This is a genomic window from Paenibacillus sp. BJ-4, assembly GCF_020404765.1.
GTDB lineage: Bacteria > Bacillota > Bacilli > Paenibacillales > Paenibacillaceae > Paenibacillus.
The window spans coordinates 42,511-59,664 of record NZ_JAIVEM010000188.1; the positions used below are offsets into that span (position 1 = coordinate 42,511).

General features: G+C 48.2%; 13 protein-coding genes and 1 pseudogene. 10 read left to right on the forward strand and 4 right to left on the reverse strand.

What is annotated here, in order from left to right; translation table 11 throughout:
- Positions 1-38: 38 nt before the first annotated feature.
- Positions 39-1,169, reverse strand: a complete 1,131-nt coding sequence (gene ald / locus LCF57_RS26590) for an alanine dehydrogenase (protein WP_226003351.1) — start codon at positions 1,167-1,169, stop codon at positions 39-41.
- 313 nt (positions 1,170-1,482) lie between these two features.
- Here ald and LCF57_RS26595 point away from each other — a divergent pair, with 313 nt between their 5' ends.
- The 7 genes and pseudogenes from LCF57_RS26595 to LCF57_RS26625 all read left to right on the forward strand — a co-directional run bounded on the left by LCF57_RS26595 (position 1,483) and on the right by LCF57_RS26625 (position 11,360).
- Positions 1,483-3,147, forward strand: a complete 1,665-nt coding sequence (locus LCF57_RS26595) for a PucR family transcriptional regulator (RefSeq protein WP_226003352.1) — start codon at positions 1,483-1,485, stop codon at positions 3,145-3,147.
- A gap of 101 nt (positions 3,148-3,248) precedes the next feature.
- Positions 3,249-4,766 (forward strand): copper amine oxidase N-terminal domain-containing protein, encoded by a 1,518-nt coding sequence (locus LCF57_RS26600; protein ID WP_226003353.1) that lies wholly within the window; start codon positions 3,249-3,251, stop codon positions 4,764-4,766.
- Between the two features lie 300 nt (positions 4,767-5,066).
- Positions 5,067-6,365 (forward strand): galactokinase, encoded by a 1,299-nt coding sequence (locus tag LCF57_RS26605; protein ID WP_226003354.1) that lies wholly within the window; start codon positions 5,067-5,069, stop codon positions 6,363-6,365.
- Between the two features lie 168 nt (positions 6,366-6,533).
- The gene (locus LCF57_RS26610) at positions 6,534-7,451 is read left to right on the forward strand and encodes a PD-(D/E)XK nuclease family protein (protein WP_226003355.1); all 918 of its coding nucleotides are present in this window, start codon (positions 6,534-6,536) and stop codon (positions 7,449-7,451) included.
- A 233-nt stretch (positions 7,452-7,684) separates the two neighbouring features.
- On the forward strand, positions 7,685-8,344 hold the full coding sequence (locus LCF57_RS26615) for an SGNH/GDSL hydrolase family protein (protein ID WP_226003356.1): 660 nt from the start codon (positions 7,685-7,687) through the stop codon (positions 8,342-8,344).
- A 141-nt stretch (positions 8,345-8,485) separates the two neighbouring features.
- Positions 8,486-9,829: pseudogene (locus LCF57_RS26620) on the forward strand (hemolysin family protein).
- Positions 9,830-10,088: 259 nt separating this feature from the next.
- Positions 10,089-11,360, forward strand: coding sequence for a methyl-accepting chemotaxis protein (locus LCF57_RS26625; protein ID WP_226003357.1), 1,272 nt, complete (start codon positions 10,089-10,091; stop codon positions 11,358-11,360).
- Between the two features lie 89 nt (positions 11,361-11,449).
- Here LCF57_RS26625 and LCF57_RS26630 read toward each other — a convergent pair whose 3' ends face one another.
- Positions 11,450-11,662, reverse strand: a complete 213-nt coding sequence (locus LCF57_RS26630) for a hypothetical protein (protein WP_226003358.1) — start codon at positions 11,660-11,662, stop codon at positions 11,450-11,452.
- Positions 11,663-11,804: 142 nt separating this feature from the next.
- Between LCF57_RS26630 and LCF57_RS26635 the strand changes: the two genes are divergently transcribed.
- The gene (locus tag LCF57_RS26635) at positions 11,805-12,608 is read left to right on the forward strand and encodes a TIGR02206 family membrane protein (RefSeq protein ID WP_226003359.1); all 804 of its coding nucleotides are present in this window, start codon (positions 11,805-11,807) and stop codon (positions 12,606-12,608) included.
- Positions 12,609-12,780: 172 nt separating this feature from the next.
- On the opposite strand, the gene LCF57_RS26640 is transcribed toward LCF57_RS26635, so the two are convergent.
- A complete protein-coding gene (locus tag LCF57_RS26640; RefSeq protein WP_226003360.1) occupies positions 12,781-13,572 on the reverse strand; it encodes an SDR family oxidoreductase in 792 nt (263 codons plus the stop codon).
- 210 nt (positions 13,573-13,782) lie between these two features.
- Between LCF57_RS26640 and LCF57_RS26645 the strand changes: the two genes are divergently transcribed.
- Entirely contained in the window at positions 13,783-15,216 is a 1,434-nt protein-coding gene (locus LCF57_RS26645; RefSeq protein ID WP_226003422.1) for an N-acyl-D-glucosamine 2-epimerase, read from the forward strand.
- 98 nt (positions 15,217-15,314) lie between these two features.
- Positions 15,315-15,980 carry an MgtC/SapB family protein gene (locus tag LCF57_RS26650; RefSeq protein WP_226003361.1) on the forward strand — a complete coding sequence of 222 codons (666 nt, stop codon included), beginning with the start codon at positions 15,315-15,317 and terminating at the stop codon, positions 15,978-15,980.
- Between the two features lie 206 nt (positions 15,981-16,186).
- On the opposite strand, the gene LCF57_RS26655 is transcribed toward LCF57_RS26650, so the two are convergent.
- Positions 16,187-16,864 (reverse strand): peptidylprolyl isomerase, encoded by a 678-nt coding sequence (locus tag LCF57_RS26655; protein ID WP_226003362.1) that lies wholly within the window; start codon positions 16,862-16,864, stop codon positions 16,187-16,189.
- Between the last annotated feature and the right edge of the window lie 290 nt (positions 16,865-17,154).

Consider the following 17,154-nt stretch of genomic DNA (forward strand, 5'->3'; position numbering starts at 1 on the left):
AGGGAAAAGGAGGTGTGGTTCTTTGAGTTGTTGTTATTCTAGTGCAAGGCTTTCGCCTGCCATGCCTGTTCTACCGGAACGTAAGGATACCCCAGATCGCGGGCGACTGCTTCGTAGGTGATATGTCCGTTCAGGACATTGGTACCGCTAAGCAGCGGCTTGCTTCTGCGAAGCGCCTCCTGCACACCCAGATCCGCGAGTTGGAGAGCATAGGGGAGCGTGGCGTTCGTCAGTGCAAGCGTCGAGGTTTGCGGTACCGCCCCCGGCATGTTCGCTACCGCGTAGTGAATGACGCCATGCTTCACATAGGTCGGCTGATCGTGTGTCGTGATGTGGTCAATCGTCTCGACAATACCACCTTGGTCGATGGCGACGTCCACAATCACAGAACCAGGCTGCATTGTCTGTACCATGGCCTCCGTGACAAGCCGCGGGGCCTTGGCACCAGTGATCAGGACGGCCCCGATCAGCAAATCGCTTTGTGCGACGGCTTCAGCAATGTTAGAAGGGGTGGACACCAGCGTATGGAGCTGGTTGCCAAAAATATCATCCAGCTGGCGCAACCGTTGCAGGCTCAGGTCGATCAGGGTTACATCTGCGCCAAGACCGATGGCGACCTTGGCTGCGTTCGTGCCGACGACCCCTCCACCAATAATAGTCACTTTGCCGCGTTTGACCCCCGGTACGCCTGCCAGCAGGATGCCTTTGCCGCCCTTTGGCTTTTCCAGCAGCTGCGCTCCAATTTGTACAGCCATTCGACCTGCAACCTCGCTCATCGGAGTGAGCAGCGGAAGGCTTCCTTCGACGTCTAGTGTTTCATAGGAAATGGCGGTTACACCGTTGTCCGTTAACGCCTGGGCCAGCGCTGGCTCAGCAGCCAGGTGCAGATAGGTGAACAGAATCAATCCTTGTCGAAAATATCCGTATTCCGAGGCTAGGGGCTCCTTCACCTTAATGATCAGATCAGCCTGGGACCACACATCGGCAGCTTGCTGCACAATGGTTGCACCCGCAGTGGCATAATCCCCATCGGTAAATCCGCTTTCTATCCCTGCATGACTCTCTACAAACACGTGATGTCCGTGTTGAAGCATTTGAGCTGCACCTGCAGGGGTCAAAGCCACACGATTTTCATTGTTTTTAATCTCTTTCGGAACCCCAATTTTCATTTCGTTCACCTCTCCTAAACATAATAGTTATCAACGGAAAATCATTGTTACTCAGGACAGCTATGCTGTTATACTGCTGTTTGCTGGTATTAAATATTACAAAAATTGCATTATCATTTTTGTGCAGGCTGCCGATTAGTTATATGGATTCAAGCTGATAAATGCAATTCATGTTAGATTAGGTACAGTTTACAGGGGGATAAGCTCCTTGGCATCATACATTTTGTCGGATTATCTGACTTGAAGGCTCGACTTTTTGATGAATATGTGTCATATAATATGACACAAAGACATATACATAAGGAGAATGCTGATGAACGGTAAAAAAACATTTACCATTGCGGATGTGCTGGAACGTCCTGTTTTCCGGCGAGCCAAGTTGGCGGCCGGGGAGCAGGGCACGAACCGTCGGGTTGGTTGGGTCCATGTGTTGGAAATCACCAATGTTTCCCCGTTTGTGAGCCGCCATGACCTGATCTTGACGACTGGCCTGTGGCTAACCCGGAAGGGGGAGGAACGCGCCGAGTATATGGAGCAACTGATCCGCTCGGAAGCGGCGGGATTGTGTGTGGAGCTGGGCACAAGCATTCATGAGATCCCGCCGGAAATTCTGGAGCTGGCGGAACAACACCATTTTCCGGTCATCGTATTTGAACAGCCCGTGCGTTTTGTAGAAATTACACAAGATATTCATTCCCTTCTTATTAACCGCCATCATGAACTTCTAAAAGATCTGGAGCGATTTTCACGCCAGCTTCAGCAGGAAACGCTGCGCAGCACCGATATGAACGCTCTCTTGCGAGTGCTTCATGACTATACCGCCCGGCAGATCATCTACATGTCCTCCATAGACACCAATCGGTTCGTACCTTCCGTCCAGCCGGATTCAGCGGACCGCATTGCAGATTTTTATGCCAATGAGGTGGAATCCAGCATGACTGCTGATCGTGAGGGGCACCTGCTGTTTCAGCTGAATGACTCCACTGCCGTCTTGTTTCAGCCTGTTGTATGCTTTGGTCAGGTGTTTTCCGCTGTAGGATTGGTTCTGCAAGGTGAACCCCCGACAGAAGAAATGTCGCTGCTGCTTGATTACACAGCCAAGGCAGCCGCAACACTGGTGCTGAGGACACAGTTTCTCGAAGACCGATTATTACGCAACCAGAATGAACTGATTCAGGATGTATTGAACGGACAGCTTCCCAGCGAAGAACAGGCTCAGACCCGGATGGGGCTGCGATTGTTATCGAAGGGACAGTATTTATTTTGGGCAGGGGTTATCGAGGTGGAGCATCAGGACAAGGATGTCAGTCAGGTGCGCAAGGAATCCATCAATCAGGATGTGTTGGTGCTGCTTCGTTCTTTGTTGAAAAAAGAGACGCTGCACAATCTGTTAATGATGAAGGGCAGTCAATGCTACATCCTTTGTGCCAAGGAGGAATTAACGCTGCGTTCTGTGGCGCAAATGAAAAAAGTGCTTGCCCATACCGTACAATATATTCAGAACTATGCCGCAGGACAGCTTGACAAGGTGCGCATTCATGCAGGCTTTGGTAAAGTAAGACATCGTATGACAGGAACGGATCGCAGTTTTGAAGAGGCATATCAGGTCATTGAAGTCGCGCGAAGCGTCCCGGCCATGAAGAATCAGCTGTTTTACGACAGCATCGGAATCTATCAGTTATTGAAGGCGGCACCCAGCATTCCTTTTTTACAAGAGTTTGTACAGGACCACTTGGGTGGACTGATTGCGCATGATCGTGAGCATCATATGCAGCTGCTGGACACGCTGGATGCCTACTTTCAATGTCATGGCTCCAAGCGTGATACTGCCGGGATGTTGTACATTCACAGACAAACTCTGTATAATCGGCTGGACAAAATTAATGAAATTGTCGAGGGAAGTTTAGCAGACACGGACACACGTCGCTGTCTGGAGATGGCATTACTGGCTCACCGGATGCTGCAGGCTGAAAATTGATTCTAAATGACTAGTTCTATTTTCCAATCTGATCATTTACAATGCGTGTTAACACTGAGATAATAGAAGAGAGTACGGTAATATCTTGAAAGGGGTTTAATATGAATATAAAAAAATGGATTGCCATCCCTCTTATTCTGTTAATGGTAGCTTTGACAGGTTGTCAGGCAGTAGGTGGATTTGATGTAAGTAAAAGTCTGCTAGGGACACTTGATGTGAAATCTCAGCAGTCAACGGAGAAGATATCTCTTAAATTGACTCCGAGAGAAGGAATTACGCAAGGTGATCAGGAAATCATAGATTTGATTAATTCCATTTCGGTAACGGTGGATGAAGCCAAGGTACAATCGGAGGAAGTCGCTTCCGCCAAGGGTACATTGCACATCGACAAGTATAATTTGCCGTTTGAGCTTGCTTTGGATCGCCAAGGTATGGCTATTCAACTGGAAGGCGCCAAAAAACCTTATTACATACCTTTGAACCCGCAAGAGGGTTTAGAAGGTCTGCCTGCTGGATTTGATCCTTATGTATATTCCAAAGACGTGAGAGAGCTGACGAAAACAGCTGCGGCACTTATGCTCAAGCATGCTCCTAACCCTTCAACCATCTCTGCAACGTCTGTCACCGAAGAAGTATATGGTGAAAAGGATAAAGTGAAATTAACTCATTTGCATGCTGAACTTCGTGGCGATGAGCTGGTAGCGCTCGTGAAACCGTTCCTGACCAATCTGGCCAAGGACGAGGCTGGTTTGAAAGAACTGATCAGTCAAGCTATTGATATGACTAAAAATATCGCTTCCGGTATGAATCTTGAAGGTAGCGATAAAGTAACAGCTGAACTGAGTGCCAATAAGGAAAAGCTGGTTAATGAGGCTTATACCGAGGTTAAAAAATATTTGGATCTGGCTGTTGCGCAGTATGATGTGGGAGTTAGCACGTTGTATGCACAGTCCCCTGAAATTAAAACGGTTCTGAGTGCGAACACGGTGCTGAAAACCGACTCGTATTTTGATGAAAAAGGAAATGTTCGCAAAGCGTCTACAGACCTGACGGTTGCTTTGCCAGATGTGGAGGGTCTCCCAGTGAAGTCCTTCTCGATTGTGACTGAAGCGCAATCCTGGAACATCAATGGCAGTGTAACGGCTGACAAAGTTGATATTTCGAATGGTGTTATTGACCTGAATAAACAAGCTGAATTAACACCGGGAGCGACGCTCCGCAATTTTGATGCGAATTCTCCGATCTATAATATTTTGAAAAATGATCTGGGAATTACAAAAAAAGAAAAAACCTTTGAACAGTATTATGACTTTTTGGATAATCGTGGAGGCACAACCTTCTTTGCACTTCGTGAATTGGCAAGCGAGCTGGATGCTGAATTAAAGTGGGATGCAGCTACCAAGCAATATACAGTTGTGGATGATATAACTGGTAAGACACTCACGCTGAAAAGCGGGTCCAAACAAGCTACACTGGATGGAAGCCCGTTGACGTTGCCACAAGCTCCATATGTGGATCGTTTTGGATATCTGAATGTCCCTTTCAAAACGGTTGCCGAGGCGCTGGGCGCTACTGTAACTCGTAACAGTGATGGGGGATATACACTGAAACGCGATTAAAAGGAAATTCCACATATCTGTCTCCAGCAGCACTGCTGGTGCATAGAGGAATATGCCAGGAATGGACACAGGAACCGGCCCGTTTGAAGGGTCGGTTTCTTTTTTTGCATATCCTTACGAATCCAATCTATCGTAGGATAAGGAAACGTTCTCAGAAAACGATTTAAATAAGCGCTTACAGATTAAAATAGTACCCTATTTTTGTACAGGGAAAATTGAGATAATCATAGTGTTATTGTGCTATTTATATATTTGCGGTCAGGCGACCGGTAGAATCACCTACAATAGGGGGATATAACGATGAAAGATATGGAACTGTTGAATTCTAGTGAGGGACGAATTGTACTTGCCCGACTGTATGGTCAGGAGCAGGTTTCAGAGCAAACGACGCGATATCAATCACTTATACAAGCGTACCGTAAGCACTTCGGCGTCGGGGATATTGAATGGTTTAGTGCTCCGGGGCGATGTGAAATTGGAGGAAATCATACAGACCACAATCACGGGAAGGTGCTGGCAGGCAGTATTACACTTGATACCATCGCTGTAGCTGCTAAAGTGGAGGAGCCTGTAATTACGTTCTATTCCGAAGGTTACAAAACGAAATACGTTATTGATTTAAACGACTTGTCGCCACGACCGGAGGAGGATGATGGTACGATGCTTTTGGTCCGCGGTATTGCCGCTGGCTTGCTCGAATTTGGCTATCGTATCGGAGGATTCCAAGCTTATATATCAAGCAATGTGTTCTCTGCTTCAGGGTTAAGCTCTTCCGCTTCGTTTGAAATGCTGATATGTACTATAATCAGCCATTTTTATAATGAAGGGGCGTTGGATGCTGTCGCCAAATCCAAAATCGGTCAATACGCTGAAAATTGCTACTGGAACAAGCCGTCGGGTCTGCTTGACCAAATGGCTTGCGCATATGGGGGATTGGTTGCCATTGATTTTGTAAACCCCAAGGAACCGATCATAAATCCAGTTCATTGGAATTTTCAGCAAAACGGATATTCTCTGGTTATCGTAAATACAGGTGGAGATCATGCTGATTTAACGGATGATTACGCGGCGGTGCCCAACGAAATGCGTGCAGTGGCTCAGTCCTTAGGTGCTTCTGTTTGCCGTGATTTATCGCCAGAGGATCTGTATGCCAACCTCAAAATGGTCAGGGAAAAAGCAGGAGATCGTGCAGTGCTGCGTGCGTTGCATTTTTTTGAAGAAAATCAGCGTGTAGATGAACAGGTAAAGGCGCTGGAGGAGGGACGTTTTTCTGATTTCTTGAGGCTTGTTGCCGAGTCTGGTAATTCTTCATGGAAATGGCTTCAAAACGTATATAGAAGTGGGATTGACCGAGAACAGGACGTATCCGTTGCGCTTGCATTAACCGAAATGTATTTGAAATCAATAGATGACAGCGCATGTAGGGTACATGGTGGCGGCTTTGCTGGAGTTATTTTGACGATTCTTCCCAATGATCGTGTTGTTGATTACAAGGCGTGGATCAGCGGAATGTTGGAAACTTCAGTACTCGTTGTCAACGTTCGTGAGCATGGTGCCGTTAATGTAAGTAATTTGATTCATGCGGCGAAGAAGGATTGAAAATGAAGCCATCGTTGTTCGGACCTCAGGAGTTCTTGCGAATTATTGACTATACTAGACAGTCGAAGACTTTAGCCCATGGGTTAAAGTCTTCGTTCTTTTTGGACGATGCAGCCCAGGCTTGCGGTATAATAGAGTATGGAAGTTCTAATGAAGGAGGGCCTATTCATGGCTATGTACCCGTCCTGGTCCTATTCGCAATCTAGGGCCCAAACGTTCGATGAATGCCTACGCAAATACTATTACCATTATTACGGCTCGCATAACGGCTGGAACCCTGCACAGGGCAGTGAAGAGCAGGTTACGTTGTATCGGCTCAAGCAGCTGAGCAATTTATATATTTTATTTGGGAATATCACGCATCAAATGTGTGAATCAGTCATACGTGGTTGGATGGAAAAGGGTGCGATTCCGCGTACAGCATACCTGGAGACAGCGATGAAAAACATGCTGAATGACAGCTACAAGGAATCGCTGCAACGTGAGCTATGGCAGCAAGATCCCAAAAATCGAATCATGCTCGCTGAAATTTATTATGATGACGAAGTGCTGCCGGAACGGATTGCCCGGATTAAGGAGCGACAGCATGCGGTGGTACACAATCTGTACCGTACTGCGGTTTGGCGTGAGCTGCAGCAGGGTGAGGCTCGAATCGTTGAGGTGGAGAAGTGGGATACGATGCTGCTTCATGAGACGAAGGTATATGTCAAAATGGATTTGCTCTACCGCAGAGGGAACGGAGATATGGTTATCGTCGATTGGAAGACAGGCAAGGAAGGCGACTTCTCAGACCAGTTATTTTTGTATGCTTCCTATGTGCAGGAGCATTATCAGCTTCCTCTGGAGAAGATCGAGGTACGTGTAGAATATTTGATGACCGGAGAGCATGAAGTGTACCATCCTACACAGGAGGATATTGACAAGGTGGTTGGCAATGTCGGGCGGTACATCGAGGAAATGAAGTCCTGTCTCGATGACGATTATTATAATCGTCCGAAACCGGAGTCTTTTTTCACCCCGATGCCTTCACGCAGATCTTGTGGCGGCTGTAATTTTCGGGAGGTATGCAAGTACCGCGCGGTGTGAAATATGGTTTTTACCTGATCAGGCTCTATTCGAGAAAATCCGGGGACGGTGACGATGGGAAGCACCGTCCGCCTGCGTAGTGGCGCTATAGGTATCTTTTAGATTCAGCATATATATTAAAATTCATATGGCAAATCTACAATTCTCTCATGTTTTGAAATCGCTTTCTAATTTAGAGGATACGAGGTATGATAAGGGTATTATTGGAAAAGTTGAAGGAGGAAATTAGGGAGATGACGGGTATGGGACATACACGTGTTCTTTTTCAGGGGGATTCCATCACAGATGGAGGAAGAGGGCGGAATGAGGATGCGAACCATTGGCTGGGTCAGAGCTATGTGTATCTGATCGCAGGTGCACTGGGGAGCCGTTTGAGTGCTACGCAGCCGGAATTTGTGAACCGGGGGATTTCGGGGGATCGGGTTTCGGATTTGTATGCACGCTGGAATGAAGATACGTTTAGCCTGAAGCCGGACCTGCTCAGTATTCTGATCGGAGTGAACGATGCCTGGCGAATCGTGGAGCAGGAGCCGTCCGGTGTAACAGACCGATTTGAACGGGCCTATCGCCACATTTTGGAGGAAACGCGTGAAGTGCTGCCCGATATCGGACTGGTGCTATGTGAGCCGTTTATCTTAAAAACGGGAGCTACCGAAGCACGGTGGGACATTTGGCAGGAAAAAATAACGGGCTATCAGCGGCTCGTACGTCAGCTTGCAGACGAGTTTGGAGCCGTATTTGTGCCGCTCCAAAGCCTGTTGAATGAGGCTGCTACCAAGGCTGACGCTTCCTATTGGCTGCATGATGGGGTTCATCCGACAGCTACTGGACACCAGTTGATAGCCGATCAATGGATAGATATCGTGCAGAAGAGTTCGCTGGCGATCCGCTAATATGATGAATCATAGTCTACTCCTTGTCATTTTTGGGTAATACACGATTATGGACATACTTACTTATATTATGCTTCCATCCAAAAATGATTGCTACAAGGGGGTGCTTCTTGCTCCGGCATAGACGGGGTAAGGCAGGCTATGGAAACGATAAATATCATTCTGGTTATTTTACTTATTGCATTGACTGCTTTTTTTGTAGCTTCGGAGTATTCCATTATTCGTGTGCGGGTATCTCGTATCAATCAGCTGGCCTCCGAAGGCAACAAAAATGCGAAAGCTGTCAAAAATATTTTGTCTCGGCTGGACGAGTATTTATCCGCTTGTCAGCTCGGAACGACATTGACCTCCATGGGCGCTGGGCTGGCTGGGGGAGTCCACCGTTGAGAAGCTGCTGCATCCCCTGTTTGTACTGGCGCATATTCCGGCTGGCCTGACAGGAGTGCTGTCCTTTTTGCTGGCTTTTCTGATTTTGACCTATTTCGAGGTGGTCGTAGGAGAACTGGTGCCCAAAACATTTGCCATACAGATTGCTGAACCGATGGCTTTGTTTTTCGCCCGTCCGATTACGATATTCTATAAAATGACGTATCCCCTGAATTGGCTGCTCAGCCGTTCTTCACGTGTCATTACGGGACTTTTCGGGCTGAAAAAGGTATCTGAGGAAGATGCTGCGCTCAGTGAAGCAGACTTCGTTTGGCGTTATCCGAGGGCTTTCGTAGTGGTGAAATCACGCCCACAGAATATCGTTATCTGAACAATGTGTTTGATTTTGACGACCGTGCAGCACAGGAGATTATGGTACCGCGTATCCACATCCGCTCCATCTCTCATCAAGCAACGGTGGACGAATTTATGGAGCTGATCGAGGACAAGGTCTATAATTTTCTGCCTGTAGCTGAAAACGGGGACCGGGATCGAATTATCGGGATGATCCGCGTCAAGGAAGCTCTGCATGATTTGGCGCGAGGCCACAGCACAGGGAATACAGCAATGTCTCCCTATATTCACCCGGTGCTTCAGGTGATTGAAACGATGCAGGCCCGGGATCTGTTAATTCAGATGCAAAAACAGCGTATTCCTGTAGCGGTGCTGGTGGACGAATACGGCGGAACGTCCGGGCTGGTCACACTGGAGGATATTATGGAGGAGATTATTGGGGATATTCCTTCCTATACCGATACCGAACCCCCCGCTGCCTTAACCCCGCTCATTACCAAAACAGATGATCATCGCTACATACTCAAGTCACAGGCGCTTATTCATGAGGTCAATCGGCGTTTGGAGACTGATATTGAGGCCGGGGATGTATATACGATTGGCGGCTGGATGCTGTCCGAGCGTTTTGATATCCAGCAAGGCGAGAAGTTGACCCTTGGATTATGGGAGTTTACCGTGCTGGAAAAAAACAGTCACCAAATAGACATAATTGAAGCGGTCAAGAAAAAAGTCGCTCAACAGGAAAATGACATTAATTCCGAATAATGGAATGTTGGCCTATTGACAAATAGCTTGAATAAAATGTGACGAATAGCCTGTAAAGCAAGAAACAGCGCGATTCGTCCAGCCTTACTCCAGGCTGCTGCTCAATAACATAGTGCTTTTCGCAGTTAGAGTGAGGGTCTTAAGTCTCCCTATCTTTATGCTCATATAAATGGTTGTCTATGAAAAATACTACTAGAATTGTAGCAATTTTATGGTAAAATGGAATCAAATTTGAGTTTTTTGGGGTGGACTACAGTACATGAAGATGTCACTAGGCACGAAAATGGTTGCTGCGTTTGTCGCAATTTCTGCAATAACCTACGGAACAAGCGCTTTTTTTATTTTTGTACTCAAGGACTGGCTTGCTCAAGATGCACGAGAATGGGTATATACTTCGATCATTCTGTTATTGGGTGTGCTGTGGAGTGGCATTTTGGGCTGGTTGATCTCCAAATTACTTACACGTCCAATTGTTAGATTGGCGAAGGCGGCAGAGGAAGCTTCGGCGGGAAACCTGTCTGTTGTCATTCCGGAACGGCGTGCGGATGATGAAATCAAGGTGCTTTATGATGCATTCCGGCGTATGATGCTGAACATTAAAGATATGTTTAACGAGATTTCGTACAGCACCAAAACAACTTCGCAAAGTGCGGAAAATCTGAGTTTGGCTATTGTACAGGCTACGACTCAAATTGAGGCCATGTCTTCGGTGGTAGAAGATATTTTGAACGGTGTGGAGCAGCAAAAACAAGCTTCTTCCCAGTCCATTGAAACAGCGGATCGAATGCTGGGCGATTTTAAAATGATGCGTAGCAAATCGGGACATATGCTGGAATTGTCAAGTCACATGGAGCATTCAGTGGATTCAACGCAGAACGTATTTTCATCTCTTATGGATGGAATGGGAGAGCTGACAGCTTCACATAGTCGTTCACAGCAGGTTATTGCACGACTGGAAAAGGAAGCTTCACAAATTGAAGCGATTACAAGCACGGTGAAGGATATCGCCGAGCAGACCCATCTGCTCGCGCTGAATGCTTCTATAGAAGCGGCACGTGCGGGAGAAGAGGGTAACGGGTTTGCCGTAGTGGCTCACCAGATTCGTGCACTTGCTGCGCAAAGTACGGAGTCTGTACAGCAAATTAATGCCATCGTTAGCCGTGTGCAGTCGCAAATCGTAGAAACGGTGCAGCTGATGCATCAGCAAGCGTCGTTGGTCAGCGCTGAGGCGGAACGGACAAGCTCTGTCGATCAGACGTTGAACCGCTTGAACGCCATTGTACACGAATTTGTCGAGAGCATCCGCTTAATGGAAGAAGCCGTAACGGAGCAGACGAACCGGGTGGATCAGACCTTTGAACAAATTCGTCGTATTCAGCAAATGTCAGGAGCCTTCTCGGAAGGTGCACACAAGATTTATACAGCCGCTCATGAGGAAACTGCTATCATGCAGGAAATCTCATCTTCCTCCGAGGATTTGAAAGTGCTTACGAATAAACTCATGATGAAAACACGTGGAATTCAACTATAGCAGGAACAGCCACGAGGGATGATGTTTAAAACCATAATAGTCGCTGTACACCGGAAAACGAAGCAAAATGGTTCCCCGGTGTGTAGTGGCTATTTTTTAATTTCAAAAAATTCACATTGTTTTCTTGGATGGTAGGCCAGATCACTGACACTGGATTGCACGACGATGGTTTGATCGTCAAAACGGATGATGGTTCCGCCCGAGCCAATCAACTGGTCGTCCTGAAATATCCGGACACGAAGATGGCGCTCCAGTGCCTCGCTGAAATCCTGATCTGTAATTAATCGGCGATTAATGGGCATGAGAGATCTCCTTTGAATATGATATCTATTATCATAAAGGCTGAGGTATTGAACAAGCAAGAAAGACGGCTAGAACATATTCGGTTTTTTGGTATAAAATAGAATGCAACGAAATAGAAAAAGAGACAGAAAGGGGCTTTCTATGAACAAGCCGTGGTCAGGGTCCTGGTTCGATGCTTATGCGCCGCAAAGATTCGAGGCTTTTACGCCGTCACATGTATGGGCTGTACTGGGGCTCATTGTATGCGCTTTGCTGCTGTGGCTGACTCGAGGGTTCATTCGGTCGCATAAGCTTGTAAACGAGGCGATTCGCTGGTTTTTAATGACTGTCCTCATTCTGTCAGAGGTGACTCTAAATATATGGTACGTGACGCAGCTCATTTGGGATGCCCAGACGTCGTTGCCGTTAGAGCTGTGCAGTGTGACACTACTGCTGTCTATTCTGATGCTGTCTATTCTGATGCTGTTTTTTCGAAGTCGCTGGTTATATCCGATTATTCTTTTTGCCGGAATTGGAGGAGCGCTTCAAGCAGTACTAACGCCTAATTTGGCGTATGCTTTTCCTCATTACCGTTTTATCCATTTTTTTGTGGCCCATAGTGCTATTATTTTGGCGGCATTGTATATGACCTGGATAGAAGGACTCAAACCGACGTGGAAAAGCGTTGGAGGAGCGATGCTTTTTCTGAATGGCTTGGCGTTGATCGTATGGATCGTAGATGCTGCCCTCGGAGCAAACTATATGTTTCTTGCCGAAAAGCCGTCCACACCGTCGATATTGGATGTTTTGGGGCCATATCCTGTGTATATACTAGCGGAAGAGGCCATAGCACTACTGTTCTTTTCTTTGATGATGCTGTTGTTCGAGGTGCTACCGGGAGGCAAGCTGTATGCCCGCTTTGGCAAACAAGCTATGCAGCGAGCTGAACGATTCATGGAGGATTAGAGCATGAAGAAAAGCCAACCCTGAGTTGCCAGCAAGAAGTCAAACAGAAACAGCCTATCCCGCACAGATCGTGAGCTGGAGGCTGCTTCGTGTGAACCATACTAATAAATGGAAGGCATGGGACAAGTAGCCGTTCTAACTATGTAACCGTTAGATACAATGCAGGCGATGCTTAACGCAACAATGATTCTGCCCCGTCGACATAAATTTCCGTCCCCGACACATGTGAGGACTCGTCTGAGGCGAGGAACAGGACTAGATTGGCCACCTGCTCGGGCTCACCGGGGGCATCTTCCAGTGGGTGTTCTCCACCCTTTGGAAATTCAACAGGAATTTGTACCTTCTTCAAGTCCTCTGAGGGGTATGTGTTGTCGTCAATTTCTGTGTCGATAGCCCCAGGGCAGATCGCGTTGACCCGAATTTTGTAACGGGCCAGCTCCAGCGCAGCCATTTTCATAAAAGCGACCTGAGCTGCCTTGGTGGAAGCATAGGCTGAGAATCCAATTCCCGAAAAGGTCCGGTTACCGTTGATGGAACTGGTAATGATGATGCTGCCGCCGCGTTCTTTCAGGTAAGGAATGGCATACTTAACGGTGGCAAAGGTGCCTCGTAGATTGATGTTCATTGTGCGGTCCCACTCCTCCAGCTCGAGGGTCTCAATGGGAGCCATGGTACCGTTAATGCCTGCATTGGCGAACACCGCATCCAGCTGCCCGTATGCTTTCACGACTTTAGCGAACCCCTGCTGAATCATGTCCGGCTTGGAAATATCACATTCCAGCACCAGGGCCTCACCGCCGGCCTGCTCAATGAGTGCTTTGGTTTCCTTCGCATGTTCAGGTGTCCGATCCAGCATGACTACTTTTGCGCCTTGCTCTGCAAACCGGATCGCGGTTGCCTTGCCGATACCTGAACCTCCACCACTAACCACTGCTACCTTTCCTTGCAATCTCAGCTCTGCCATTGACTATTCCTCCTGTTCCGTTCATAAGCTAAACCTGACTCGTTATTCCAATACCTCTGTTTGTTGAGGGTGAAACAGTATCGGCTGTATTTCACCGAATTTGCGAAATATGGTAACATAGGCGAACCAGCAGGAACATATAAAAGACATATTGAAAGAAATATTAAAAGAACATTGGCGGAGAGAACGCGAGTAACGGAGGTGGATCGAATGAGCAATCACGCAAATGGTCGACCTGAATCGACAGCATCTGTAGCACTGACCGGAAAAATAAAGCCGTGGGCGCTGAGCGGCCCCAGTATTCAAATCGATCCGTTGTTTCCCTATTACGCCAACCGTTCGCGGGACAGTATAGCAGATGAAATCGCCCTTGCGGGCTACCAGACCATCCACTATTTTGTGGTACGTGAAAATGAAGTAGATGAAGCGCTTGTCACCGCTTTTCAGCGCAGAGGCATAGCGGTGTGGGCGATGGTGCTGGGCAACGGCTCTTTTGGCGTGTCACAGCTGCCGCCGGAGTGGAAAGCATGGCGCATGGAGCTTTTGCGCGAACCGGACGATGGGTTTCAGCGGCTTTCGCATTTTGCACACGAGTATGTGGAGTGGAAAAAGAAGGCTGCTGCCCGGCTCGTCACCGACATTCCGTTCGATGGGTTTGAGGTGGCGGAGCCTTATTTCCCCGAATGGAACGGGCTGCGCAGTGGAGTATACGGGGATATCGGACCGCATGCACAGCGCGCCTTCCGCAAGCGTAGCGGTGAGGACATTCCGAATTTCCGCGACAAGCATGCGCGGAATTATTACCGGAAGGTCCCGGAGCTGTACGCGCAGTGGGTCGATCTGCGCGTGGACGCCGTGAACGGGCTGATTAGCGAGTTGGTGAACGGCGCAGGCGGTGTGCGTGATGTCCGGCCGGACATCGGCGTGGCGACATGGTCGCTTGCTGTGAACGGGCGTGGCGATGTTCCCGGCCAGCTGCGGGAATGGCAGGGCCTGGACGCGGTAGCCATGATCCGGAGCGTGGCCCCGGATATGCATGTGCTCCAGACCCATTGGCCGGACTGGATGCGCCGCCGTCTGCCGCCGCATTATATCCGCGGCTATGCCCGCATTGCGCAGTCGATACGTGCCGCTTATCCGGGCCTGCCCCTCGGGGTGCAGGCGGATATCGGTTCCCTCGCGCGCATGGTTCGTGACCGCAAGTGGACGCGGCGATTTGCGGCTGCTGCGCTGGAGGGCGGTTACGCTGCCTGGACCGCCTATGAATATCATCTGGGCGGCTACATGTATGATGAGCCGCCCAGACCGCTTAGGGCAGAACGATCGGCCGCTGATGAGCTGATCGTTTCCTTCAGCAAGCGGATTGCCACGCCTTCTGTAAATGAGCTGCGTCTCTGGAGCCAGGAGGGTGCAACGGGTACAGTTGGCCATCTGAGCGGTACGGTGAGCAACGATTCACTGACACCGCTGGAGCTTGTGGATGCAGCAGCAGACGGAAACCGTCTATTGCTGCGTATACGTAATTTACCGTCAAGGGCGTTCAGCCTGAGACTTGATGGTGTGCAGGATACACCGGAACTGTGGCTGCTGAAGGGCAGGAAGGGACATCGCAACCTTCCCGAGCATGAAGTGGAAGTTCCTTAAAATTTGGGTAATAACAAAATAACAGCTGTATAAACGGCTCATCTGCCGTGCATTTGAATTGTTTTTAAGACATTATCATGTAGTGGAGTGAACTAAGTATGTGGGATTGGGACTATCTGATTCGGGTCATGTTTGCCGGACTATGCGGCGCGTTAATTGGCTATGAACGGAAAAGTCGGATGAAGGAAGCGGGCATACGCACGCATTTTATTGTTGGGATTGGCGCAGCGCTCATGATGGTGGTATCCAAATACGGTTTTCAGGATCAAACAGCTTGGCCTAATTTGTCGCTGGACCCTTCGCGAGTTGCGGCACAGGTCATTAGTGGAGTCGGCTTTATCGGCGCAGGGATGATTTTCACACAAAAAAATACAATCAAAGGACTGACTACCGCTGCGGGCATCTGGACGACTGCCGGAATCGGTATTGCTGTAGGTGCAGGGATGTATGGGCTTGGTGCGGGTGTAACACTGTTTATTTTGGCGGCCCAGTCCTTGCTCCATAGCCGTTTTTATCAGCTGGCTACCCCGTCTACCCGGCAGATGGTAGTCATAGCGGAGAATGAGCCGGGTATACTGAATCAGATCAAGGAGCTTATGAAACGCAAAAAGCTGTCGATTCAGAGCTTTCACACCGAGCGTATTAACAATGGTGAGCAATTGAGTATTCTTATGGTTTTAAAGCTATCGCGGTCAGAAGGGGTGGAGGAACTGCTGTCATTGCTTCAGGAGATGAAGGGTATTCGTTCGGTAGAGACCAAATAAAATAGACTTTTATGTGCTCAAGGACTTTCTTTGTCGAACGCTGACAATGGCCCCAGGGTGATAAAAAAAAGGATAAAATAATGATTGAAAACGCTTCCTTTTGTGTATATACTCTTACTACATCATAGAGACAGCAGCTTATGAAGCATCAGGGATATGCAAAAACGACCTCATGCGTATGCACAAGGTCGTTGCTGCTATCTCGTTTACTTTACTTTGACTGGAGCCGGATATTTTTTACCCAGCGTGTCCACGGTTACTTTTTTCATCGTAGCCGGTTTGATCGGTTTGTCGTTGCTATCCCGTTTGGAGTTAACGATGGCATCGACCACTTCCATCCCGGACGTCACTTTACCGAAAGCAGCATATTGACCGTCGAGGTAGTCCGCATCGGCAACCATGATGAAAAATTGTGATCCGGCTGAATCCAGATCCGCTGAGCGGGCCATGGATAATACACCACGTGTGTGTTTGAGCGTGTTGTTGAAGCCATTGCTCTTGAACTCACCTTTGATACTGTAGCCGGGACCACCTGTACCATTACCTTGCGGATCGCCACCCTGAATCATAAAGCCCGGAATTACACGATGGAAAATGGTACCGTTATAAGCGCCCTTTTGCACCAAAGAGATGAAATTGTTGACGGTGTTTGGTGCTACTTCAGGGTACAGCTCAAGTTTAATCTTTTTGCCATCATTCATGACAATCGTAACGATGGGATGGGAAACAGCCTTGCTTTTGTCTTTCGTCGCAGCAGGAGCTGTATTGCTTGTCCGGCTTGCGGCTTCCACGTCAGTCGCTTTTGTGCCACATCCGGCAACAAGCACGAGCATGATGGCCAGAAGGCACAACATGTACCATGGGCGTATCGTTTTTCGGTTCATTGATATTCCTCCTGAAAGGTTGGATGGTGTAACATCCTAAATTATAGTTTGGGGGCAGCGCAGAGCACTTTTCCATTTTCTATCATACCTTTTTGCTGGGGATAAGGAAATACGGGTTTGAAAACCGTATTCTTGACCCATACTGCTGCTATCCCAAGGAAAGGGGCAGGATCATGATGGAGGTAGACAAAAAGCTGGCTAAAGGTCTCATATGGGGTATGGCGTTCAGTCTGCCGGTTTGGGTAGGGGTGTTGTACTCGGTACAGCATATTCGTGACTGGCTATAATAT